The following is a 23,906-nucleotide window of genomic DNA, read 5'->3' as shown; positions in this document are numbered from 1 at the left end:
TTTTGCATGGAAGGTTTTATTATCTGGTGGGCAGGAACTATTGGAAAGTTCTTATCACCTAAATTATCAATCTTTTTAGTTAGCTTATTACCACTTATTGAAGAACGCGGTGGGTTACTACTTGCAAAGATGCTAGGAGTCCCTATGTGGGAGGCAGTATTTGTGTGTGTAATTGGAAATATTTTACCAATACCATTTATTTTATTTGGTATTAAGGAATTAATTCATTGGTTATCTACACATCATTTATCAAAGGTTGCGGAGTGGTTGGAACAGAAAGCCATTAAGAATAAACCAAAAATTGATAAATATGGTTTCTGGGGCTTGGCACTGTTTGTAGGCATTCCATTACCTGGCACAGGTGCTTGGACAGGGTGTTTGATTGCGGCTTTATTTGAAATGGACTTAAAAAAAGCAACTCTATCAATTTTGATTGGAGTTGCGATGGCTGCAGTGATTATGACATTAGTATCCTATGGATTATTAGGTGCAGTGTTTGGATAAGATCTCATTTTGGGTTCACTTCATTTTGAGGTCTTTTTCTTTATGTATACTGATGAAATTACTCGGGTAAAGTTTCAAGTAGTTCAACAATACCTTGGAAGTCTTTGATTGTAGCAGATAAGAATGGAAGATCGTGTGCTTCTAAAGAATCGCTGGAGATAGCAATTACTTTTGCGTTAGCTTCCTTTGCGGCTAGGACGCCATTGATTGAATCTTCGAAGACGATGACAGGATTCTTTATATGAAGACGTCTCATAGCTTCTATATACATCTCATATTTATTCTTATATGTACCATCATCATAGACAATTGTATCTGGATCAATCCATTGGTCTAAGTGGAACTCAGATACATAGAAGTCGATGTTCTCTTTGATGGATGCAGAGGCAATTGTAAATGGAATGTTGTGCTGTTTAAGGTAGTGAAAGAATTCAATGACACCTGGTGCTAATGTCGCGCTAGGATCATTTTTTACATACTTACGATACAGCGCTTCTTTTTCGGCAGATAAACGCTTGCATTCTTCTTTGGAAAGTGTGTTATTAGTCATTTGTTGAATTAAATCAACATTGGCTAGACCCCAGTATTTTTGGACAAGTGTTTCCTTTGTCATGTGTTTTCCTATGACTTTCATTGCGATAGTATCCCAAGCCTGAATATGGATGTCTGTATCAAAGAATAGTGTGCCGTTAAAGTCAAAAATAATTCCGTTATAGCGCATGGCATCTCCTTTTTTGATTATTATACATTTTATTGATGCGTATGACACTTGATTGTGTTTTAATATATGAAAAAAGAGGGAGATAGTTATGCAATACAGTGCTCTAATCGTTGCGGCAGGTAGTGGAACAAGAATGAATCTTGGATATAATAAGGTTTACGCAAAACTATCAGATGGTACAACTATTTTGGATAAAACGCTTTCTGTGTTTTTAAATGATAGTGATTGTGTACAAATTGTTCTGGTAACAGATTGTGCAGAACACTTTGAAAAAGTGCACGGAAGAAAAGACGGTAGGATTGTATTTGCTAGTGGTGGAGAGACACGACAGGATAGTGTTTATAATGGATTGCGTGCAGTGCTAGCGGATGTTGTTTTGGTCCATGATGGTGCTAGACCTTTCTTAGATCAAGAATCATTAGAAAAAATTAAAAAGACAATGGAAACAGAGAAAGCAGCTTTACTATGTGTTCCATGCAAGGATACTGTAAAGCATGTTCAGAATGGATATGTTGTAGAGACATATGAACGTAGTACTTTACAGTGTGCACAAACTCCGCAGGCATTTGAAACGGATTTATTACTCACATGCATGCATAAAGCAAAAAAAGATCACTTTATTGGTACGGATGATACTTCCTTAGTGGAGAAGTATTCTGATGTAAAAGTGGCAGTAGTTGAAGGGAAATACTCGAACTATAAAATCACAACACCAGAAGATATGAAATAAAAAATTGAAAAAAAATATCCAATTTTTTATATTTGTCAAAATAATAAAAGAAATAGGCTCAAGTGAAAAGTTAAATTCCACTTCTAAAGAATAAACAATAAAGTGGAAGTAAGTCATTCAGAAATAGTACTGGCAAGGATTGATAATCCAAGATGGTACTATTTTTAAGTTGAAAATGATTTTATTTTAGTTAGAATGAAGGTGAAGTAACAGAAAAATGAGCGCATGAAAGGTAGGCAGAATCTACTGTTCAAAAAATTTGTAAGAGTTGATTCTACTTCGTTGTTTGGTGAAAGTTATATGCCGATTCTTCGTGTGTAATTGATTTTGAAACTTCTTGGTTATCTTCTTACTTTAGAAGATATGGTTTTAGAATTACTTCGTCTGGTGGGATTTCGGTAATTCCAAAATCATAGAGTTTCTTGGCCATTTCTTCGTTGTAGAAATGGAGCAGCTGTATGGATGATCTTCCGTGCAGCTTTTCTTTTGGAGTGTGACGGGCATGTCGCAAACCTAACTGGTGAAAGTCCAGTCGTAGGTAGTTACCGCCAAGCGTAGCGAACCACAAGCCGTAAGCCGTGAGGCTTTGGGTGAAGGAAGTGGTGTAGCGATTCTTTCGAGGTTACGAACAGAAATCTGATATAAGGCTAAATGGAGGGTGAGATTGCTCTACAAATCGAAGCCCAAAAGGTAAACGTAAAACCAAAACAGTAAATCAGGAACTTGTGAAAGAAGAGAGAAAGGTATGTGACTTACCCTGTGAGGTCTTGTGGACGATGAATCCTAGACGTTTTCAAACAACTATAGTACCATCGGTCGGAAAAGGTCTATCACAAGAAGTCAGCTGAGCCCATAGTAGGTATACACCAATACTGAAGGGGTTAATGTTTGTATAGTGCAAATCACTATATGTAAGAAAATGAATACTCTGGAATTGAGATATCACCTAGAACCATAGAACGTAACTATGGATGGTGAAAAGGCAAGAAGAGAATTTCATTATTTGTGCAATAGAAGGAGGAGCAGCCATGGAATTAATGGACAAGATTCTAAGTCAAAAGAACTTACAAGAGGCGATGAAAAGAGTCAAGAGTAATAAAGGTGCATCGGGCATTGACAAGATGTCTGTGGAAGAAATTGACGAATACTTCAGTAAACATATAGAAGAAATCAAAACTTCGATATGGGAAAAGAAATACAGACCTCGGGCAGTAAAAAGAGTCTATATCCCAAAACCAAATGGAAAGAAAAGACCATTGGGGATACCCGTTGTAGTGGATAGAGTAATCCAACAAGCAGTGGCACAAGTGTTTAGTGAACTCTATGACGAGTGCTTTAGTGAGCATAGTTACGGATTCAGACCAAACAGAAGTGCCCACCAAGCGATGGAGGAAGTACTCTTCTACCTAAACGAAGGGTGTGAATGGGTAATAGACCTAGATATTGAAAAGTACTTTGACACAGTGAATCATGATAAGTTGATATCCATACTTAGAGAGAAAGTAAAAGATGATGTAACGCTACATCTCGTAAGGTCCTTTTTGAGGGCTGGAATCATGGAAGATGGAATCATCCACAGAAATGAAGAAGGAGTTCCACAAGGAGGTCCGCTCAGTCCAATATTATCCAATATCTACCTAGATAGGTTTGATAAGGAACTGGAAAGCAGAGGGCTAAGATTCGTAAGATACGCAGATGACTGTAATATCCTCGTGAAGAGTGAGATGTCAGCCAACAGAGTCATGAAGTCTGTATCAAGTTGGCTAGAAAGAAAACTATTTCTAAAGGTCAACATGACAAAAACAAAAGTAGTAAGACCTAGCAATAGTTCGTTTCTTGGCTTCACGTTCTGGAAAAACAAAGATGGATGGAAAAGTATGCCTACATACGATAGGAAACAAAAACTATGTAAGAAAATAAAAGAAGTGCTATGCCGTAAAAAGGCAAGTGCACTTCCTTTATCGACTGTATTCACCCAAGTAAACCAAATCGTGAGAGGATGGATAAACTACTTCAGGATTGGCTCGATGAAGACCTTCTTAAAAGAATTTGGAGAATGGTTGCGACACAAGATACGTGTGATAATTCTAAAACAATGGAAGAAACCAAAACGTATCTATACCAACCTACAAAGTCTAAATCGGATACTCAAGGTCAATATCTCTGATGAAAGAATCTACAGTACAGCCAATACTAGACTAGGTCTATATCGACAGGCAAATGGAAACACAATAAAATTCTTATTGAGTCCAAAGGTACTATCGATGAAAAGCAAAGACAGACCGGGATTAATCAATCCACTAGAATATTATCAATCTAAGTAAAGGTAGAAACAATACAAATGTAGCGCCGTATACGAGACCCGTATGTACGGTGCAATGAGAGGGTCGAGGAATATCTGGATAAGATATTCTCACTCTACTCTATTTACAAGAAATTCATAGAAATGAACGAGATTTAGGTCTGTAGTTTGAGTGTAAGTGAAAAAGAATGATATAATATGCACGCTTTGTAAGGATACAAAAGCTGTGTAAGAAGTACAGGAGATAAAAGCACATGGGGATTATTGAAGTAAAAAATCTCAGTTTTGCATATGATGAAAGTGCGAAGACAATTGATGAAGTTTCCTTCTCGATTGAGGAAGGAACCTATACAACAATTATCGGACATAATGGTAGTGGAAAATCCACAATCGCAAAGTTGATTGCGGGTCTATTAGAGAAGGCTTCCGGTTCTATCATGGTGGACGGTATGGAATTAAATGTAGAAAACTTAAACAAAATTCGTTCCGATATCGGTATTGTTTTCCAGAACCCGGATAACCAGTTTATTGGTTCCACGGTGAGAGATGATATCGCTTTTGGACTTGAAAACCATTGTGTTCCTCAAGAAGATATGGATCATATCATCGAAGAAAACGCAGCTCTAGTCGGTATGACGAAGTATCTGAATCAAGAACCTACACGATTAAGCGGTGGTCAGAAACAGCGTGTTGCGATTGCGGGTGTTCTTGCGATGAAACCAAAGATTCTCATCTTTGATGAAGCAACATCCATGTTAGACCCACAGGGGAAGGATGAAATCAAACGTGTAATTACTGAACTACATGGTGAAAGTAAATTGACGATTCTTTCTATCACACATGACATTGATGAAGTTGCCAAGAGTGATTATGTCATTGCAATGGATGGTGGTCATGTGGCAATCACAGGAACACCAAAGGAAGTCTTTCAGGATCCAGAGAAATTAAAGAAAATGAAGCTTGATGTTCCATTTAGCTTAAAGTTGAGTGAGGAATTGCAGGCATGTGGTCTGCATGTTTCATCGCATATTACACAGGAAGGACTGGTGGAAGAATTATGCCAATTACATTCGAGCATGTAAAACATGTCTATAGCACCGGGACACCTTATCAATATGATGCCTTACAGGATATCAACCTTAATATTACAGAAAATAAAATTACAGCGATTATTGGCCAGACGGGGTCTGGCAAGAGCACACTGATTCAACATTTGAATGCATTACTGTTACCAACCGAAGGAACGATTCATATTCTTGATCGTACGATTAGCGCAAAGGAGACACCAAAGAAGCTCAAATCTTTGCGTGGGGATGTAGGTCTTGTATTCCAGTTTCCTGAATATCAGTTGTTTGAAGAAACTGTGTTGAAGGATGTTGCGTTTGGTCCAAAGAACTTTGGATGTACGGAAGAGGAAGCCATCAAGAAGGCAAAAGATGCACTCAAGTTAGTTGGTCTTGGTGTAGAAAACTATGAAAAGAGTCCGCTGGAATTATCTGGAGGACAGAAGAGAAGAACAGCAATTGCGGGTATCTTAGCAATGGATCCAAAGGTCATTGTCTTGGATGAGCCAACAGCAGGACTTGATCCAATCGGTACAATACAGATGATGGAGCTGTTCTATGCATTAAACCGTAAATACAATAAGACAGTGCTGATTGTATCGCATGATATGGAACAGGTATATAAGTATTGTGATGAAGTAGTTGTAGTGGAAGATGGAAAGATTCGCTTTCATGATAGTACGAAGAAGTTCTTTGATAACCCTGAGCTTTGTCGCAGTATGAATATTTTACCGCCAGCATTTATTCAGATGAAAGATAGCTTACGCAAGAATGGATTTGAAATTTCGGATGAAATCAATGATATTCCTTCGCTTGCGAAAGAGATTGTAAGGCAGGTGAAGAAACATGGGTAATTTTACACTTGGACGTTATCTGCCGTTAGATTCACCAATCCATAAGATGGATCCACGCGCGAAGATCATTGCGATGTTGGTGATGTTAATTGCGGTGTTTATTCCAGCGGGCTGGATTGGTTATGGAGTTATCTTTATCGTGGCTGCTAGCACAATCTTAATTTCAAAGCTGAGCTTTGGCTTTATTTGGAAATCGATGAAGCCAATGTTAATGATGTTATTCTTCTTGCTAATCATCAATGCATTTGTGATGAAGACAGGAGAACCATTATTAACGCTTGGTAGCTTTGTCATCTATAGTGGAGCAGTATTTCAAACACTCTATATTGCGATTCGACTGATGTTGATGATTATGATTACAACCTGTCTGACTGCCACAACCAAACCTTTAGATATGACATTAGGGATTGAAGATTTGTTAATGCCTTTGAAGAAATTCCATGTGCCTGCACATGAAATTGCGATGCTAATTAGTATTGCACTACGTTTTATTCCAGACCTAATTGAGGAAACACAACGTATTATGAAGGCACAACAATCACGTGGTGTCGATATGAAGGAAGGAAAACTCATGGAGAGAGTCATGGCGATCCTTTCTCTGATTGTTCCACTATTTGTATCTGCTTTACAGCGTGCAGAAGATCTTGCGAATGCCATGGAGGCTAGAGGCTATGCGCCAGGAGAAAAGCGTACACGTTATAAAGTCTTAAAGATGGGAAGGCGTGATTACTTCTTATTACTTGGTGCCTTTACAACTCTAATTGTGATGATTGGATTGGCGATTTTATTATGATGCGCTATAAATGTGTCGTATCTTACGTCGGCAGAAACTACTCTGGTTGGCAATCACAGCGTAAGGGTGATTCTATTCAGGAAATCCTAGAGGCAGTGATTGAGCGTATTACACAAGAAAAGGTCAATGTGATTGGATCTGGTAGAACGGATGCAGGAGTAAATGCAAAAGTACAGGTATTCATGTTTGATACAAAACGTGAGATGCCAGCACGTAAGTGGATGGGCGCAATTAATGCTTTCCTTCCAAATGATATTCATATCATGTCGGTAGAAGAAGAGGATGATTGTTTCCACGCAAGATATAATGTACGCTTTAAGCAGTATAACTATCGCATCAATAATGGACCATACAACGTATTTACAAAGGATACAGCCTTCCAATGTCCAATTCATCTAGATGTAGAAAAGATGAAGGAAGGTATACCTTACCTTGTAGGAACACATGATTTTACATCCTTAAATTCCAGTTCACTAGAAGAATATCCGGATCAAGTAAGAACAGTTCGCTCCATTACATTAACGGAAGAGGAGGGTGTCATTACATTAGCCTTTGTAGGAAAGGGTTTCTTACGTTATATGGTTCGCATGATGGCTTCTGTGCTAATTGAAATTGGGAAGCGTAAGTATGAACCATCACATATCCAAGAGATTCTAGAGGCAAAGCGTAAAAGCTTCCCGCATAAAAATAGTCCAGCAGAAGGACTGACATTGGAGTATGTTGATTACTTTAAAACATTAGCACTACATGAAACAGGAATGGTTCGAGAGTTTTTAGTGGGAGATAATATCTCTTGTACAAGCCAAGAACTACCTGCTTTAGAACAAGCTATCAAAGAAAATGCTAGTCATCAGTTCTATGCAATGACAACAAGACACAGCCAAGAATTATTGGGATATTATGAAATTAATCAAGGGGAAGCTAGCATTCATATTCTTGAAGAAGAACGTGGAATCCCACTAGCAAATATTCTACTTCCACAACTTGAAGAACGCTTACGCAAGCAAGCAAACTTTAAGCCAATTCTCATTTATACAAAAAGTGGAAGAATTGTATCAAATTCAGTCGAAGAATCGAAATAATGCTTAAGTTTCAAAGTAAATGCAACACGATAAGCAAAGGCAACAGATAATGAACTAATGTAGTCATTATCAGATGATTTTTTAATCTATAATGACTCTTTTTAATGGTAATATGGTATCTTCTATGTAGGGATACTTGCTTTTTGGGCGCAATGAAAACAACTGAAGGGTTTAGGTGTCAACTAAACGCAACAGTTCAGTTTGTGTAAGTCGAGTATCCGTTGGACTTCGGGGACCTATTGAATTAGGTCTAGGCTTAGATTGACTTCATCTGGATCGATTGGTGTTAATCCAAGCTTTTTTATTGTTTTGAGTTCTGCTCTAGTGAGACATTCAAATGGTGAACGACCATCCAATGAGTCACGCTTGACGGAATTGATATGGCTCATCATTAGATTTACCTTTTCTTGTGTAAGGTCGTTAAAGGAAGTTCCTTGGGGCAGATATTTTCGAATATATTCATGATTCTTTTCAATACGCCCCTTTTGTTGGGAAGCACGGGAATCACAATAAAATATACGACAGCGCTGTACGTTGCGTGTACCATGTTCCAAGGAAATGGGGTCCTTGAATTCAGGACCGTTGTCCGTAAGCACTACACGGAACATAGTAGCGAACCTTGCAAAGCCGATTTTCCTTTGGATGTAGTCGAATACTTCTGTTACAGAAGCTTGTGTATTTCTATTCCTTAGGAAGGCAAACATAAATTTACTCTTACGTAATAGTAGGGTTAGAAGTACCTTTTCGCCGACACCTTTCTTACCGATGACGGAATCCATCTCAGCGATATTAGCTTTCGGATGTTGGGCAATGAATTCCTGAAAGGCAGTATAATCGCGTCCCACACGGCACGATTGATTGTCTATCATTGTGTTATCGCCACGTTTGATATTCTTTTTGGAGAGCGGATAGCGAACTCGCTTGGGAAGATCTATATTGCGGGTGGTGAGTTTATTGTCATTGACATAGCGGTAAAAAGTAGAACGGGATATTCCCATCTGTTCACCATGAGTGGAGAATACGTGAGCGACAGTTTGCCTTTGGTCATGAATCAAAGGTGTGACGAGATTATCGAGAAATCTAAGACCTTTTTCCCCAGTACGGATCTTCTCTCTAGACAGATGAAGAGTAGATTCATAAGCACTATGTGCCTGTGCAGGGATGTAGCGATACTTTCTCTTTTTGCATGCAGAGAAACGAGGACAGCCATTGCATACCCAAGGGGCCTTCATGATACGGCTGCAGGTAGGAGTGATAGCTTGTTTGGTAGAACCATTTTCGATACCAGTTTCGATGATCTGTCTATCTGAATAAGACATATGCGAATTCTTCGTTAACATAATGTTTTCCTCCTAAAAACACGAAGGATAGGCACTTATATTGAGCTAGAAGTGTAAGAGTCAATTCAACTAGAATTTGGTGAATGATTAAATTCAACTTTCATACCTTAGAAGTGGAATTTAACTTTTCACGCTCAATTTTCAGTGAAAGCTCCCTTTTAACGAAAGTTCCCTTTAATTGGGGGCTTTTCCTTCTGTGGGTTTTGAATTGATGCGTTTTTAAGCTATAATCTAAATAGATATTGGGCATTTTGACCGCACGAAAAGTATACTTTCAAATGAAATTTTTTTGAATTTCTCTTGAAAGCTCCCTTTGAATATAAAGAGATGGTGCTGTTAGGGTCTGATGCTAATGGAGGATAGGTGTTAGATCAACTGCCTTGGGTGAAATGGGATGAAGGCGGTTTAGTTCTAATACCTTTTCGTTTAGTACTAGTTTGGCAATGCTGTAGGGTGATTGGTAATTTAACTTCCTGCGTACATAATTATTTACCTGATTTGATACGAAATTGATGTCGTATTTTGTAAGGCTGTTCATACTGCATCCTTTTGGAATCTTCTCTCTGAAGTGCTCATGGTTCTTTTCACATTTGCCTTTGTCATCAGAACGTCTAGGCCTTGCGAAATAGATACTGATGAGTTTTTCTCCCGTTTCAGGGTCTGTCTCAAGCGATAGTGGATCATGGAACTCAGTGCCATTATCGGTGAGTATGATAGTGAACGTATCTTTGAATAAGTCGATGCCTAAGAAACTTTTGATAGTATCAAATAGATACGTTACCTCAAACATATTCTTGTGTCGTAAGAGAAAATATAATTGAAGATTGGAACGTCTGTGTAACAGGCTCAGTACACACTTCTCATCGCTCCCTTTCTTCCCGATGATCGTATCCATTTCCCATACGTTTACATCCGGTCCTGCTGTTTCTAGGGCTGCTAGGAAGTCCTCGTATTTGCGTCCTTCGAGGAAATCGTAGTCAATCGATATAGGATGATGCCTTGAAGAACTGCGTTGCGTGTAGCGTACCTGACGTTTTAGGTCGATGTTTGAAATCCCGGGAATCTGGTGCTCACGAATGTATCTATATGCAGTAGAGGCGGATATATTCAGGTCGTTAGTATGGATAATCGTATCGATGGATTGCTTTTTAGGAATATTATTTTGAAATGCCTCCACGATAGATTTCATTTCTGCTTCGCTCTTGCGAGGTCCGGACCTCCATTCTAATTTGTCTTGCGTATATTTATCCTGTGCTATTCGTGCGATGTAGAAGTACTTGGGAAGATGACATTTATGTATGTCAGGACAACCTGAACAGACATAAGGGAATCGCTCTATTCTCTCGCAAACGGGATATGAGACGAAGTCATCACATAGCTCGTTGCAGTCCTTGTGCTTACAAGACTTACAATCACCGCTTATGCAATATGTGCATAAGCGATGTTTCTTACAAGAATCTTGCCGTCCACATTTGTTCGTCTTATTCGAGTGGACACGTACGACCCTGTGTGCTCTGATTCCTTCACGTACGCATTTCGATGAATGATTGATAGAGAGTGCTATCTGTTTGAGGGTGATGTCGGAATGATTCAATAGAACTTCTATAGATTTACGTTCTTCTAAAGATAGATGTTTATAACCGCTGGCAACCATATGATTGCCTCCTTTCTTGAACTGCCAGCACCATCTCTAAAGACATCATATTAAAAAAGGGAACCTTCACCAATAATAAAATCAAAAGAGGAACTTTCAAAAATAATTGAGGTTTAACTTTTCACTTGAGGAACTTAACAGAATCGAAATAATCTAATGTCAACCAAAAATGAAAATGTCTTAAAAATTAACGAACATTAGCGGAGCTATAATAGTTCTGCTTTTTTGTAAATAATTGATATGAATACTTCCTCCAAGGGTGAGATATCGGCGGAATATATACTTTCTTTTTCTCAGGAGTTTCAATGATATTATCGAACTCACCCGAATTTTCTTCAAACACTTGTACTTCTTCTAAGATGTATAGTGTATCCATCGCATTGACAAAGATCTTTTGATCAAATGATTCAATAACCAATACCTCCATCTTAGGTCTTAGTGGAATTCTATTGTGTTCCTTGTCATAGGCCATCCAATACTTGTTTTTGAACTTGATACAGTTGCCTTGATCGACTATTCTCGATGAAATGATTGCCAATGTTTGATTGATTGTTTCTATATCTGGTTGTACTTCAAATACAGAATTGGTACTATTCAAGTGTAGGGCGAACCTTGCATTGAATTCCTTTAGGTAGGATTTTAGGAACTTATTCGCGTCCGCCATACAAGTAATACGAGCACGTCTAAGTTCAACTGGCAAACGTGATTGGAAAGTCTGGTTGAGACGTTCGATGCGTCCTTTGGCTTGTGCGATGCTCGTTGTTTTGATTTCGACACCAAGGTTATGGCAGGCGTAGGAGAACTGTGTGAAGGTATCCTCGTCGTCGAAGGCCTTGGTTTTCTTTCTGTATTCAAATACGGTTCGTTTATCCGTATAGAATAGAGCGGGTATGCCATAGTCGACTAGTATCTGATGGAAAACGTTGTAATAGCCACGTAGGGTCTCCTGTATATCAAAGTGGGCTCCAACAGCAGTACCGGTCGCATCATCTACAGCTAGGTGTAGATGCCATATCTCGCCAGGAATCCATTCGTAGCTTGAAGCGTCCATTTGAATCATCTCTCCCATATATTTGGATCTAGATCTTCGTGAATGAGGCGTATCATCTTCAATTGATTCGATTTGTTCATTGATTGCGTTTCTGGCCTTTGTAGATGTTGTTTGGTCTAATCGTTTTGTCAAACGTTCCTTTAATTGTTTCTTGGTTTTTCGATGGGCCTTTGGGGACAAGACATCGTGTTCTGATAACCAGTTTCTAATAGTGGTGTCACTGATGGAGATGCCGAGGTCCATCTGGACGATTTCACTGAAATGAGTGATGTTGGCATCAAGATACTCGTTAAGATAGAGTTCAATGATTTTGTTTTTCGTTTCCAGTGAGAATGTGTTTGATGGTAATCGTCCACGATTACCATGTGAAAATGAGGATTTGCCTTCAGACTTATAACGTGTAATCAGGCGGTTGATAGTACGAATAGAACAATTTAGTTTTAATGCCGCACGGCGTTTATTGCCAGAATGATCAACCAGTTCTTTAATAATGTTGTATTTGTTTTCTTCCATAGGGGTTAATATAATCTTTTTCATATTCAATCCAATCTAATGGAATGAATCATAACAATTCCTTTCTATAAATGGGGCATTTTCCCTTTCGGTTCATTAAGACAATATCAACTTCGATTCAGAGGAACTTAACAGGCTCAATTTTCAACGAAAGTTCCTTTTCAACGAAAGTTCCCCATTTTTAGGGCTAAAGAGAAGAAACATTTTACTGTAATAGTGTACTTATAAGATATTTTGTGATATTGAATATGTATAGACAGGCGATTTGGGCATACGAAAGCTCGGCTTTCAATGATGGTTTAAATTTTTTCTCATCGAAAGTTCCTTTTTGTAGGTTAGGGATATGTGCCAAATCGGCTAGTGGATGATAGGTGTAAGCTTAACTTGTTTGATGTTGAGGTGAGTCAACTTGTTAAGACTTAACACCTTTTTGTTTAGTGATAGAGCGGCGATATCGATAGGTGAATTGTAGTTTAAGGATCTACGAGGATAATTGTTTACCATGTCAGACACATAGTTGATGTCCTTCTGGGTCAATGCATTCATACTCTTTCCCTTTGGAACACATTCTCTAAAGTGTTCATGGTTCTTCTCACATTTACCTTTCTGATCACTTCTTCCGGCCTTGCAGTAGTAGATGGATATTAGTTTTTCTCCTGTATATGCATCGGTCTCTAGACTTAGAGGATCGTGGAACTCAGAGCCATTGTCAGTAAGAATGATTGGAAAGGTCATAGAAAATAGTTCAGGTCCCAGTACATCCTTGATGATTTCGAATGCACGCTGGACAGCCAACATGCTTTTTTCCTTTAACAGAAAATATAACTGTAGATTCGATCTTGTATGCAGGAGTGAAAGGACACATTTCTCTTCATCGCCTTGCTTGCCGAGTATTGTATCCATTTGCCATATATTGATGGAAACATCTTCATTCTCGATACGTTCGAGATAGTCTTCATATCTTCTGCCTTCAAGCCAATCATAGTTGATTGGTATCACGACATGTTTGCTGGAAGAGCGTGTTTTATATTTGACCTGACGCTTGAGGTCTACATTGATGATGGCGCCCATATGACGAAAATGAATATAACGATATGCGGTAGATACTGATATGTCCAACTGATTGTTGTGTATGATGATGTCTGGTGAAAGGTTCTGTTTGACGCCTTTCTCAAAGGCATCGACAATCATCTTCATTTGTGCTTCTGATTTCTTTGGTCCTTCCTTCCAACTACTGACATTGTCATCCCTCTGTTTTTGGGCAACATCGGCCATATAGAATACCTTTGGCAACTTGCAGGTTTTGGCATCTGGGCAATTGTTGCAGACATAGGGGAAACGAGATGTATGTTTGCATATTGGTGAAGAGATGAAATCGGAACATAGATCATTGCAGTTATCATGTTTACAGAACTTACAACGACCTTGTAGACAGTGAGTACATAACCTTGTGCGATTACATTGATTTTGTCTACCACACTTATTATGAGTATTGGCACGGACGACAATTCTAAGATGGTGTGTTATCTCATAGCGAATGGCCTTGGGACTCCTGTTAAGAGTAAGGGCAATCATCTTGAGCGTGATGTTAGGATCAGACAACAGATTTTGAATAATGAGTCGTTCGTCAAAAGAAAGCTGTTTGTATGTGCTAGTCATAAAATATTCCTCCTTTTCTCCACTTTCCTGGCACATATCCCTTGTGCCATTATCATAAAAGGGAACTTTCACTAAGAAAATAGTGCAAAGAGGAACTTTTAAAAATAATTGAGGGGAACTTAACAGAATCGAAATAATCTAATTGACTTGTGAGGTATCAGCGGCTAAAATGATAAATGGCACTTCATGCCAATGTAGCCCCGGAAACTACATATGGAGGAAAGTAAAAATGCGTCAGACAACTATGTTAAAGCCAAGTGAAGTTGTTCGTCAGTGGTATATCGTTGATGGAACAGACTGCACATTAGGACGTCTAGCTACTCAGGTAGCAACATTATTAAGAGGCAAGCACAAGCCTGCCTACACACCACACGTTGACTGTGGAGATTATGTAATCGTAATCAATGCAGACAAGATTAAGATCAGTGGTGACCAGGATGCAAAGAAGTTCTACTATAGTCATTCTATGTATCCAGGAGGACTTCGTACAAGGAGTACAAAGGTTATGCGTGAAAACTACACTGTTGAATGGGTTGAAAAAGCTATCAAGGGTATGTTACCACATAACAAATTGGGTGATGTACAACGTAAGCATGTATTTGTTTACACGGGTGCCGAACACCCACATGCAGCTCAGAAGCCTGTTGAGCTGAAGGTAAAGTAAGGAGGATAAGACAAGATGGCAACTAAGAAGAAAGTAACTTATGTTGGAACAGGACGCCGTAAGCAGTCCGTTGCTCGTGTCTTCATGACTCCGGGTACAGGTGTTGTAACAGTTAATGGTCGTACTTTAGAAGAATATCTACCACAAGCAACATTACGTATGGTAGTAAACTCACCATTAGTACTTACAGAAACTAAGGAACAGTTCGATATTAAGATCAATGTAGCAGGTGGCGGATATACTGGCCAAGCTGGTGCAATGCGTCATGGTATTGCAAGAGCTCTTCTCGAAGCTTCTGCTGATTACAGACCAGCACTAAAGAAGGCTGGTTTCCTAACACGTGATTCCCGTGAGAAGGAAAGAAAGAAGTACGGTTTGAAGGGCGCACGTCGCGCTCCACAGTTCTCCAAGCGTTAATTTATTCAGTTTGGAAATCAGGAAAAGTCCCATATTTTGGGGCTTTTTTTGTACCTTGCTGAAGGGGGATTTGCTACAAGTTGTAGCAAAACATGTAGCAAAACATGTAGCAAATTCTCACCAATTCTGTGGTGGAGAACTGTGGTAGTCTTTTCCGTTCTATTTTTTAGCACCTGTCTGTATTCAGAAGGAACATACATCTGATTGACTGCAGCAATCAGTACACCAATATCCAGGTGTGTATAAACTCTTTCTGTCAGTGTCATCGCTCCTGCATGACCGACAATCTTTTTGATACTTGTTTGATCGACTCTTGCTTCTGTCAGGAGTGAAATACATGTGTGTCTTGTGCAATGTGGGGTGTAGTACCTCAGATTGAGATTTTCAATTAACGGTTTCCAGTAACTGTCGTAATAGTTTCTGTACTTGAACGGTTCCATATCCGGAGTGCAGAGAAGAGTATCTGCTTTCGAGTAGTCGTACCATTTCTGAAAGAATGGCAGGATACTGTCTGCAATAGGTACTCTTCGAATTCTGCTCTCGGTTTTGCTTTGTGTAACCTGGAACCATTGTTCATCCAGATGAATGTCTTCCTTTTTTAACTCGAGGAGTTCTCCGATACGTACACCGGTATAGATAAGAATCAGAATTACGTCATACCACATATCCTCTGATAAAGACCAGAAAGTATTGATTTGTTCAATCGTAAATGGATTTCGATCTTCTTTTTTAGGATTTCTTTTGTGGTACTGGATAATATCTACGTAAGATGATAAATCTCTTGGGCAGATATCATATTTCATTCCATACTTATACATGACGTTATACATCACCTTGATCTTCTTCATCGTTGGATAGTTTTTCCCGGATTTATCTATCGCTTTCTGAAGATGGATCACTTTGATATCCTTGAACTTCATATTATGAAGAACAGGTACTGCTTTAAAGGCAGCTGCGTAAGCAATATGTGTAGAATGTGATTTGTCTTCTAAAGTTTCATCAAACATTTTCTTAAAGATATCTGCAAAAGTCATCTCGTTATCCACATCGAATGGTGCTTCGTGGTATCTTTCAAGCATACTGATGCCTTCTGCTTTTGTCTTTGCGTAGCCTATGACCTTGTATTGTACATAGCATTTTTCTGTTTCTTCGTTGAAATACGTTCCATCTGGCACACGGATCATATATGGTTTAATACGTTTGCCTTTCATCTTGACAACACTACCGTAACCTTTAGGTAATCCAGCCATAATTAATCCAACTCTCCAATATCATCCAAATCTTTTGGATGTTCGTTAAAATATCCAAGTTCTTCCCAGACAAGCTTGTCAGGGCAGTAGAATGAATAGTTTTTACCAGGACCTTTCTGAATGATATAACCAAAATGGAATATGCCACGTTTCAGGCCTTCGCGTAAGAACATGTCCGATTTGCCGACAGCTTTAGCGATTTCTGTGATTTTTACATTTCTGCCAGTGAATTTTGGAGCGTTTGTGTAAACAGGCTTTAAGCGTTCTCTTTCCATAGTTTTCACCTCCTTTCAAATCATAGTGAAATGAGAAAAAAGTTTCTCAGGTTCAAATTTGAGATTTGCACCTGCAAAACATAAAAAGCAGCAACCATAGGGGATATCAAGGTTGCTGCCATGTTCAATATATAAAAGTCTAGGGAGTGACTTTTATGCCTTTTTTACTTCTGGACATATCCAGACTGATGCGTAGTCTTACATTGATTGCATACATATCTGACTTAGATAGTCTAGCAAGTTTACACATGAGACGATTTTTGTCTATAACACGTATTTGTTCACATAAAACCATAGACCTATAGCGTAAACCATCAATCTCTGGTAAGTGGTAATGCGTAGGTATGTTTGCTTTTGTAGCTGTCTTGGAAGATAAACAGGCAACGATTGTTGTTGGACTGTATTTATTTCCAAGATTATTTTGTATGATAAGAACCGGTCGAACTTTTTTGTTCGCTTCCAGTTCCGTCTGATAAATCTGCAAGGTAGATTTCACCACGTTTTACTTTCACAAGTTCCTCCTTATGTAAAACCGGATAGTATGAACCATCCGGTTGAAAAAATATTTATCGTGTTTCCTATTTATCGCCTGATTACCCGGAAACAGGGAATGACTGTCAGACAAGATAATTGCAGGATATCTTTCATTGGAGTTTCACCAACCCATCTTACGCGTGAGCCCATCGAGGAAGTATCATTATCTTATATACCATCATCGCACAGTCAGCAATCACTGCTGATCAGTCTGAAGTATCTCGCTCGTAGGAAACTACATCATGGCGCTTCAGTGATCCAGCTCGAATATATAAGTTTGGTATCTGCCAGTTGTTATGTTGTTTTCAAAGATCTGGAAGAGTATGAATATATCGCTCTTCACTTATATAGCCGATGAGAAGAGCCGATTTTTTCATGAAATAGAAAAAAAGCCTCAAGTGAAAAGTTAAATTCCACTTCTAAGGTACGAAAGTTGAATTTAGTTATTCACCAAGCTCTAGTTGAATTTACTCTTACACTTCTAGTTCAATATAAGTGCCGATTCTTCGTGTTTTAGGAGGAAAACATTATGTTAACGAAGAATTCACACATGTCTTATTCAGATAGACAGATCATTGAAACTGGTATCGAAAATGGTTCTACCAGACAAGCTATCGCTACTACCCTTGGTAAAGACAAATCAACCATAGGAAAGGAAATCAAACTACATCGCTTCCTTGCATACAAATGTAATCTGCCTCTAGAGTGTGCTAACTACAAACGCTGTAAACATGAACGCCATTGTACTCTGGATTGTATCGATTATGTCCCTTTCAAATGTACTCGCAGGGACAAGTCACCAGGAGCTTGTAATGGATGTGGAAACTATCGCTCTTGTCGCTATGACAAATATCGATACTCTGCCCTCGATGCACAGCACGACTACCAGATGACACTTACATCTTCACGACAAGGTGTCAATGCGACAGTAAATGATATCAAGCAGCTCGGTGAACTCTTATTACCATTGATTAAGAAAGGTCAGTCCATCTACTCTATTCTTCAAAGCCACAAAGAGATCAAACTATCCGAAAAGACGATATATAACTATATCGAAAATGGTGTCTTCCAAGATGTGGGTGTATCGATCGGTGCCATCGATTTGAAACGTGTCGTAAGACGAAAGATGTCCAAACAAAAGCGCAATACATACAAGCCACGTAAAGACAATCGATACCTGACAGGAAGAAAGTACTCCGACTTCTTGATATACATGGAAAAGAATCCAAATGCCAAGGTCGTAGAGATGGATACGGTATACAACGACGTGTCCAACGGACCTTTCCTACAGACCTTCAAATTCAGAGAGTATGACCTGTTGATATGTATCTATCAAACCGTAAAGGACTCCTTACATATGTTGGATGGGATCCTATTATTGGAAAAGATATTAGGAAAAGAAATGTTCGAAAAAGAAGCCGAGGTCATATTAACCGACAGAGGAAGTGAATTCGTCCTAGCTGAAGAAGCGGAGATACGTGAAGATGGAACTCGCAGGACACGTATGTTCTACTGTGATTCGATGGCCTCTTGGCAGAAAGGTAGTCTAGAGAACCTACACCTATTGGTAAGAGAGATATGCCCAAAGGGATGTGATCTCCATGCATTGGGACTTACATCACAAGAAAAGGCAAATCTCATCAGTATCCATATTAATTCATATCCAAAAGAAAAGCTGCACGGAAGATCGTCCATACAGCTGCTCCATTTCTACAACGAAGAAATGGCCAAGAAACTCTATGATTTTGGAATTACCGAAATCCCACCAGACGAAGTAATTCTAAAACCATATCTTCTAAAGTAAGAAGATAACCAAGAAGTTTCAAAATCAATTACACACGAAGGATCGGCATATAACTTTCACCAAACAACGAAGTAGAATCAACTCTTACAAATTTTTTGAACAGTAGATTCTGCCTACCTTTCATACGCACATTTTTCTGTAACTTCATCTTCATTCTAACTAAAATAAAATCATTTTCAACTTAAAAATAGTACTATCTTAGATTATCAATCCTTGATAGTACTATTTCTGAATGACTTACTTCCACTTTATTGTTTATTCTTTAGAAGTGGAATTTATCTTTTCACTTGAGCAATAGAAAAAAAGTAAGAAAATTTATCAATTACCTTCATCTGTTTGTTTTTTGCCCATAGATAGGCAGTATATAGGCTTTTAAATCTTTCGAAGCAGTTGATGGAGATATTCCGATTTTTTTAGCTGCTTCTGATTCTGAAAATCCCAGATGAATATAAAAGACTAGCATTCTTACTCGATTTTGATATGCTTCTCAAGCTGTTTCTAATGGAGATATAGTCTGCGTAAGTGCATCCGTGAACGCATCAATATTTTTAACATTTGTAAGAGGACTTTTTGTTGGCGCAGGTATATTTTCAAAGTTAAAGTCTTATGAAAGAATTGTTGAATTTTCTGCATTTCTGCGTGCAGAGTTGAAATCTTTTCGATCATACTTATCTTTTTCATGAATTGCCACTTCTTTCATGCCATTATTACGACATGTTTCGTTTTCTGCGTCTCTTTTCTTTTTGAATTTGAGCTCTTCTGCTGCGTGATTATATGCTTTAGCCATTTTGTTTTCACCCTTTCTCTATATGAAGAAAAATCCTTCACTTAATAGCCGATGGAAAGAGTGAATTTTTTCATAAAACGCAGGAAAAATAAAAAAAGACAGTATTTGCAAAAATGTACTTAACAATTTTGAATGAAATAAATGTAGAAATGGATAAAATAAGGTTTATTCTTAAATAATAAATCAAACAAAAAAGATATGATCAATAAACAAGGATTATAGTTCATAAATCATATCTTTTTGCTTTCAATGGATGTAATAAACAAAATGGTTTTTCAAAATACAAATTCAAACAAGGCTTCTTCAAACTGACTTATGGATTTACACTGTATCAGCTTTGAATATTTTTTCTGATCACTTACAGTATCAATGATGAAGTCATAGATCAGTCGCAGGTTCTTTATATTCTTTTTGTTGATTGCACTGAGAAATACGATTTTGACTTCGGAATCATTCCATCTGATGCCTTTTGGATTGATATAGATACTCATGGAAGTCCTGTTGGCAGTGAATTCCATGGCATGTGGAATTGCATACATATTTCCGATATTTGTTGAAGCAATTGCTTCTCTTACCAGGACGGAAGAACAGAACTCACTGTTTACAATATCCTGTCGTTCAAGTTCGGCAGTCAGGAATTTAATGACATCCTCACTGTTGTCCAGGCACGTATCACAGAAAAAGTTTTTTTCGTTGAAATACAGCTTGAAGAGCTTCTTGAAAAGATTATTTTTCTTCATCGCCATTATTCTGTTTGAAAAATCAATGAGCTTTAACTTGTCAGTTCTAGTGAACAGAGGAGTAATGTGACAGTTCGGCAATGAAGATGAAGCCTCAGAAAAGTTAATGGAAATCGTAAAATCAAGAGATAGATCTGACTGATTATTCAGGTCATCAATAACGATTACATCAGTCTGATGAGGGACGCATTTGTTGATCTTGTCTATCAGATTCTGCTTGTCAATATAGAGACCGGCAATCAGGCCAATTTTAATTTTGTTTTCTTCTACTTCTGAGTCGATGCTGTTTTCTATTAAAAAACCAATGTGCATTGCAATCAGGGAAATCTCCTGTTCATTGATAAAGATATTATGCTTTTCACTTATTTCCTTGGCAATTGCTACAGCGACATCATATATGAAAAAGCATGATTCCTTTATTGAAAGGCCTCCGTCATAATTGACGGGATTGTTGTTCTTGCATCGGGTGATCATATCGTTGATATGACGTGAAAAAATATGCAAGAAATCCGTTATGTCGATATCTATTGAAAAATCATTGAAAACCTTGCTTGTGATCTGTTTGACTTCATCTTCCAGAGAATCAAGAGCATCTTCATTTACATTCAGTACGCCACACAGAGTACTGTAGATTTCATTTATTCTTGGCATATCGGAAGTATTCAATGTACTGTCGATATCTTTTGCTATCTTCAGGACGTTGTTGTTGATTATTGTGCTGCACTTGATATTATCATTGAAATCAAAATTCAGAATGACACACAGGTTGAGTAGAAAGTGGTTGAAATAGAATTTTGAAATTCCATAATTGTATTTATTTAAAATGCTTATCACTTCCTGCTTTACTGTTTCAATCTCAACGTTGTCAAAGTATTTCTGGAAAATATTGATGTCCTGGAAAGAAGTACCTGCTTCATCAATCAGCTTGTCAATATAAATCTGTCTTTTCCTGGAACTTAGCCCATTTATAGTAATATCATTGTTTTTTCTTTCTATTGATAAATTGTATCTGCTCAGTAATTCCTTCAGATTGTTCAGATGAAGTATCAGAGTGTTTTCAGACAGATTGATCTTCTCTGCAAGCTCAAAAATATTGTTTTTCTCTTCCGACAGCAGATAATAAATTATTTCATTCTGCTCATTGTAGGTATTGGAAGTCAATGGTATCTGAGTGATCAGATCATAATACTGCTCATTCACAAGAAAGCCCTGATTGGTTGAAACTATTAATGGAACGCCAACGATTTTATTGATTGATTTAATATCATTTCTGATAGTTTTATCTGAAACATTAAAAATAGCCGAAATAGTATTTGCAGAAGTATTTGGCTTTGAATACAGATAGAATACGATTTGTCTTTCTCTGTCTTTTAAATCATACATATGCAAAATAATATTAATACGAATAGTCTTTTTTTGAAATACTGTTTTTCCAGGGTGGGTGGAAAAAAGATGTTTGTAAGCATTTTTGATAATCAGTAACATTTAAGTAAGAAGGAGGTGGCTTGTGGAAAGAGCCGAAGTTATACAATTGGCATTTGAAATAATTTCCTATGCAGGTGATGCAATGGATTGTTTCTATAATGCAGTTCTTGACTACAAGAGCGGAAATTTAGAAGAAGCAAAGAAAAGACTGGAGGAAGGTAACAAAGCATTAAACAAGACACATCTAATTCAGACAAAATTGATTCAAGATGAAGTCAATGATCAGGTCATCCCAAGTACACTGATCATGACACATGCGCAGGATCATCTGACAAGCGCAATCAACTGGCAAAGAATTGTCACACTATTACTAACAGATAATTAAGAAAGGAGAAAGTGAGCAATCACTGAAGTTTATGAAAAAATTTTTAGACAAAATGGCGAGTTTCCTTGAAAAATTCATGACTCCTATAGCTGGAGTGATCGCCGGAAACAAACACTTACAGATTATTTCAGGTGCTTTTATGAGCATCCTGCCACTGATCATGATCGGATCATTTGCATTGATCCTGGCATTCCCATTCATGGATTATACTACAATGGCTGAAACAGATGCATTCTACGGTTTCTTTAAGGCATGGGCAATGTTCAGCGAAGGCTTTGGAAAGCATCTGGGCTATTTATTCAACATCACACTGGGCGCTCAGGGCGCATGGCTGTCAATCTCTATTGCATATACTGCTGCGAAGCGCAGAAATCTGCATATGCTCAACTCAATCATCGTTGTTTTCGTATCATTTATGATCGTTAACAGTGGACTTGTTGATTGGAACTGGGATACAGCCTACTTTGGCGGAACAGGTCTGTTCAGCTCAATCATCATTTCATTTATTGCAATCGATCTGTATACAGTTCTTTCTGAAAAGAAAATCGGATATATCAAGTTCCCTGACAGTGTTCCAGAAGTATTGTCAAGTTCAATCAGTACTCTTGTACCAATTGCTTTGATTTTCTTGCTGATGCTTGGCATCAGAGCTGTATTTGGCGATATCATCGGAATTCCATTCCCAGAACTTATCATGTCAATCGGTTCAAAACTGAATATGGCAGTAGATACAGTTTTTGGAATCTCACTTGCATCTACATTGTCACAGATTGCATGGTGGTTCGGTATCCATTCATCAGCTATCCTTTCAGTAGTAACACCTTCACTCGAAGCAAATATGCTTGCTAATATCAATGCGTATGCTGCTGGTACACCATTAAGTGCACTTCCAACTATCGTTAACTCTACTTTCTACTATACTTATGTTGCTATCGGTGGCGGCGGAGCTACTTTCGGACTTGTATTGCTGATGCTCAAGAGCAAATCTGAACAGATCAGAACAATTGGCAAGCTCTCAATCGTTCCTGCATTCTTTGGAATCAATGAACCGGTATTGTTTGGACTTCCAATCGTACTGAATCCAATGTTCCTGATTCCATTCCTTCTTTCCCACATTGTAAATATCATCCTCTGCTACTATGCAATGAGCATGAACTTGGTCAACAAGATTGTCATGTCATTATCCGCACAGACACCAATCGGATTGGCACATGTCTTAGGAAATCTGGATTTCAGATCTATAATTCTACTGCTTGTAGTCATTGCAGCAGACATTGTACTGTATTACCCATTTTTCAAGCTGTTTGAAAAGCAAAAGCTGCAGGAAGAAGCAGAACTGGCAAAGGGCAGTGAATAAA

At 38.2% G+C, this 23,906-nt stretch carries 23 protein-coding genes; 12 read left to right on the top strand and 11 right to left on the bottom strand.

Annotation, left to right across the window (positions count from 1 at the left end):
* Positions 1-6 precede the first annotated feature (6 nt).
* The gene (locus RGT18_RS11215; protein WP_028078906.1) at positions 7-504 is read left to right on the top strand and encodes a COG2426 family protein; all 498 of its coding nucleotides are present in this window, start codon (positions 7-9) and stop codon (positions 502-504) included.
* Positions 505-562: 58 nt separating this feature from the next.
* Here RGT18_RS11215 and RGT18_RS11210 read toward each other — a convergent pair whose 3' ends face one another.
* Positions 563-1,225, bottom strand: coding sequence for an HAD family hydrolase (locus RGT18_RS11210; RefSeq protein WP_028078905.1), 663 nt, complete (start codon positions 1,223-1,225; stop codon positions 563-565).
* Positions 1,226-1,313: 88 nt separating this feature from the next.
* Between RGT18_RS11210 and ispD the strand changes: the two genes are divergently transcribed.
* Positions 1,314-1,955 carry a 2-C-methyl-D-erythritol 4-phosphate cytidylyltransferase gene (gene ispD, locus RGT18_RS11205; RefSeq protein ID WP_028078904.1) on the top strand — a complete coding sequence of 214 codons (642 nt, stop codon included), beginning with the start codon at positions 1,314-1,316 and terminating at the stop codon, positions 1,953-1,955.
* A 349-nt stretch (positions 1,956-2,304) separates the two neighbouring features.
* Here ispD and RGT18_RS11200 read toward each other — a convergent pair whose 3' ends face one another.
* Entirely contained in the window at positions 2,305-2,523 is a 219-nt protein-coding gene (locus RGT18_RS11200) for a hypothetical protein (RefSeq protein WP_338176235.1), read from the bottom strand.
* A 460-nt stretch (positions 2,524-2,983) separates the two neighbouring features.
* Between RGT18_RS11200 and ltrA the strand changes: the two genes are divergently transcribed.
* The 5 genes from ltrA (at position 2,984) to truA (ending at position 8,050) form a co-directional block, all read left to right on the top strand.
* Complete coding sequence (gene ltrA / locus RGT18_RS11195; protein WP_338174865.1) at positions 2,984-4,279, top strand: group II intron reverse transcriptase/maturase; 1,296 nt, start codon at positions 2,984-2,986, stop codon at positions 4,277-4,279.
* A gap of 232 nt (positions 4,280-4,511) precedes the next feature.
* A complete protein-coding gene (locus RGT18_RS11190) occupies positions 4,512-5,339 on the top strand; it encodes an energy-coupling factor transporter ATPase (protein WP_006526826.1) in 828 nt (275 codons plus the stop codon).
* The gene (locus tag RGT18_RS11185) at positions 5,315-6,175 is read left to right on the top strand and encodes an energy-coupling factor transporter ATPase (protein ID WP_006526827.1); all 861 of its coding nucleotides are present in this window, start codon (positions 5,315-5,317) and stop codon (positions 6,173-6,175) included. Before RGT18_RS11190 ends, RGT18_RS11185 begins: the two co-directional genes overlap by 25 nt.
* Positions 6,168-6,968, top strand: coding sequence for an energy-coupling factor transporter transmembrane component T family protein (locus tag RGT18_RS11180; RefSeq protein WP_028078873.1), 801 nt, complete (start codon positions 6,168-6,170; stop codon positions 6,966-6,968). Before RGT18_RS11185 ends, RGT18_RS11180 begins: the two co-directional genes overlap by 8 nt.
* Complete coding sequence (truA, locus tag RGT18_RS11175) at positions 6,965-8,050, top strand: tRNA pseudouridine(38-40) synthase TruA (RefSeq protein ID WP_051241072.1); 1,086 nt, start codon at positions 6,965-6,967, stop codon at positions 8,048-8,050. The genes RGT18_RS11180 and truA overlap by 4 nt, the downstream gene beginning before the upstream one ends.
* 236 nt (positions 8,051-8,286) lie before the next feature.
* Here truA and RGT18_RS11170 read toward each other — a convergent pair whose 3' ends face one another.
* The 4 genes from RGT18_RS11170 to RGT18_RS11155 form a co-directional block, all read right to left on the bottom strand.
* Positions 8,287-9,390 carry an IS30 family transposase gene (locus RGT18_RS11170; RefSeq protein WP_338176230.1) on the bottom strand — a complete coding sequence of 368 codons (1,104 nt, stop codon included), beginning with the start codon at positions 9,388-9,390 and terminating at the stop codon, positions 8,287-8,289.
* A gap of 349 nt (positions 9,391-9,739) precedes the next feature.
* A complete protein-coding gene (locus RGT18_RS11165) occupies positions 9,740-11,044 on the bottom strand; it encodes an IS30 family transposase (protein ID WP_338176228.1) in 1,305 nt (434 codons plus the stop codon).
* Positions 11,045-11,231: 187 nt separating this feature from the next.
* A complete protein-coding gene (locus RGT18_RS11160; protein WP_338174896.1) occupies positions 11,232-12,632 on the bottom strand; it encodes an ISNCY family transposase in 1,401 nt (466 codons plus the stop codon).
* Positions 12,633-12,965: 333 nt separating this feature from the next.
* A complete protein-coding gene (locus RGT18_RS11155) occupies positions 12,966-14,267 on the bottom strand; it encodes an IS30 family transposase (RefSeq protein ID WP_338174639.1) in 1,302 nt (433 codons plus the stop codon).
* A gap of 229 nt (positions 14,268-14,496) precedes the next feature.
* Here RGT18_RS11155 and rplM point away from each other — a divergent pair, with 229 nt between their 5' ends.
* A complete protein-coding gene (rplM, locus tag RGT18_RS11150; RefSeq protein ID WP_006526830.1) occupies positions 14,497-14,931 on the top strand; it encodes a 50S ribosomal protein L13 in 435 nt (144 codons plus the stop codon).
* Between the two features lie 15 nt (positions 14,932-14,946).
* A complete protein-coding gene (gene rpsI / locus RGT18_RS11145) occupies positions 14,947-15,348 on the top strand; it encodes a 30S ribosomal protein S9 (protein ID WP_006526831.1) in 402 nt (133 codons plus the stop codon).
* Between the two features lie 17 nt (positions 15,349-15,365).
* On the opposite strand, the gene RGT18_RS11140 is transcribed toward rpsI, so the two are convergent.
* The 3 genes from RGT18_RS11140 to RGT18_RS11130 form a co-directional block, all read right to left on the bottom strand.
* Positions 15,366-16,598, bottom strand: coding sequence for a tyrosine-type recombinase/integrase (locus RGT18_RS11140; protein WP_081659588.1), 1,233 nt, complete (start codon positions 16,596-16,598; stop codon positions 15,366-15,368).
* 2 nt (positions 16,599-16,600) lie between these two features.
* A complete protein-coding gene (locus RGT18_RS11135) occupies positions 16,601-16,873 on the bottom strand; it encodes a hypothetical protein (RefSeq protein WP_051241073.1) in 273 nt (90 codons plus the stop codon).
* Between the two features lie 139 nt (positions 16,874-17,012).
* The gene (locus tag RGT18_RS11130; RefSeq protein WP_338176507.1) at positions 17,013-17,300 is read right to left on the bottom strand and encodes a type II toxin-antitoxin system PemK/MazF family toxin; all 288 of its coding nucleotides are present in this window, start codon (positions 17,298-17,300) and stop codon (positions 17,013-17,015) included.
* Positions 17,301-17,936: 636 nt separating this feature from the next.
* Between RGT18_RS11130 and RGT18_RS11125 the strand changes: the two genes are divergently transcribed.
* A complete protein-coding gene (locus RGT18_RS11125) occupies positions 17,937-19,211 on the top strand; it encodes a helix-turn-helix domain-containing protein (RefSeq protein ID WP_338176223.1) in 1,275 nt (424 codons plus the stop codon).
* 604 nt (positions 19,212-19,815) lie between these two features.
* On the opposite strand, the gene RGT18_RS11120 is transcribed toward RGT18_RS11125, so the two are convergent.
* Both RGT18_RS11120 and RGT18_RS11115 read right to left on the bottom strand, forming a co-directional pair.
* Entirely contained in the window at positions 19,816-19,998 is a 183-nt protein-coding gene (locus RGT18_RS11120; protein WP_028078732.1) for a hypothetical protein, read from the bottom strand.
* 275 nt (positions 19,999-20,273) lie between these two features.
* Complete coding sequence (locus tag RGT18_RS11115) at positions 20,274-22,121, bottom strand: BglG family transcription antiterminator (protein ID WP_028078733.1); 1,848 nt, start codon at positions 22,119-22,121, stop codon at positions 20,274-20,276.
* A gap of 124 nt (positions 22,122-22,245) precedes the next feature.
* Here RGT18_RS11115 and RGT18_RS11110 point away from each other — a divergent pair, with 124 nt between their 5' ends.
* Both RGT18_RS11110 and RGT18_RS11105 read left to right on the top strand, forming a co-directional pair.
* Positions 22,246-22,548 (top strand): PTS sugar transporter subunit IIA, encoded by a 303-nt coding sequence (locus RGT18_RS11110; RefSeq protein ID WP_028078734.1) that lies wholly within the window; start codon positions 22,246-22,248, stop codon positions 22,546-22,548.
* 31 nt (positions 22,549-22,579) lie between these two features.
* Positions 22,580-23,905, top strand: coding sequence for a PTS transporter subunit EIIC (locus RGT18_RS11105; protein WP_028078735.1), 1,326 nt, complete (start codon positions 22,580-22,582; stop codon positions 23,903-23,905).
* The last annotated feature ends 1 nt before the right edge of the window (position 23,906 follow it).

Source organism: Solobacterium moorei, from assembly GCF_036323475.1.
GTDB lineage: Bacteria > Bacillota_I > Bacilli_A > Erysipelotrichales > Erysipelotrichaceae > Bulleidia > Bulleidia moorei.
Note: the sequence above shows the minus strand (reverse complement) of the source record. Positions and strands in the feature narration are given on the sequence as shown.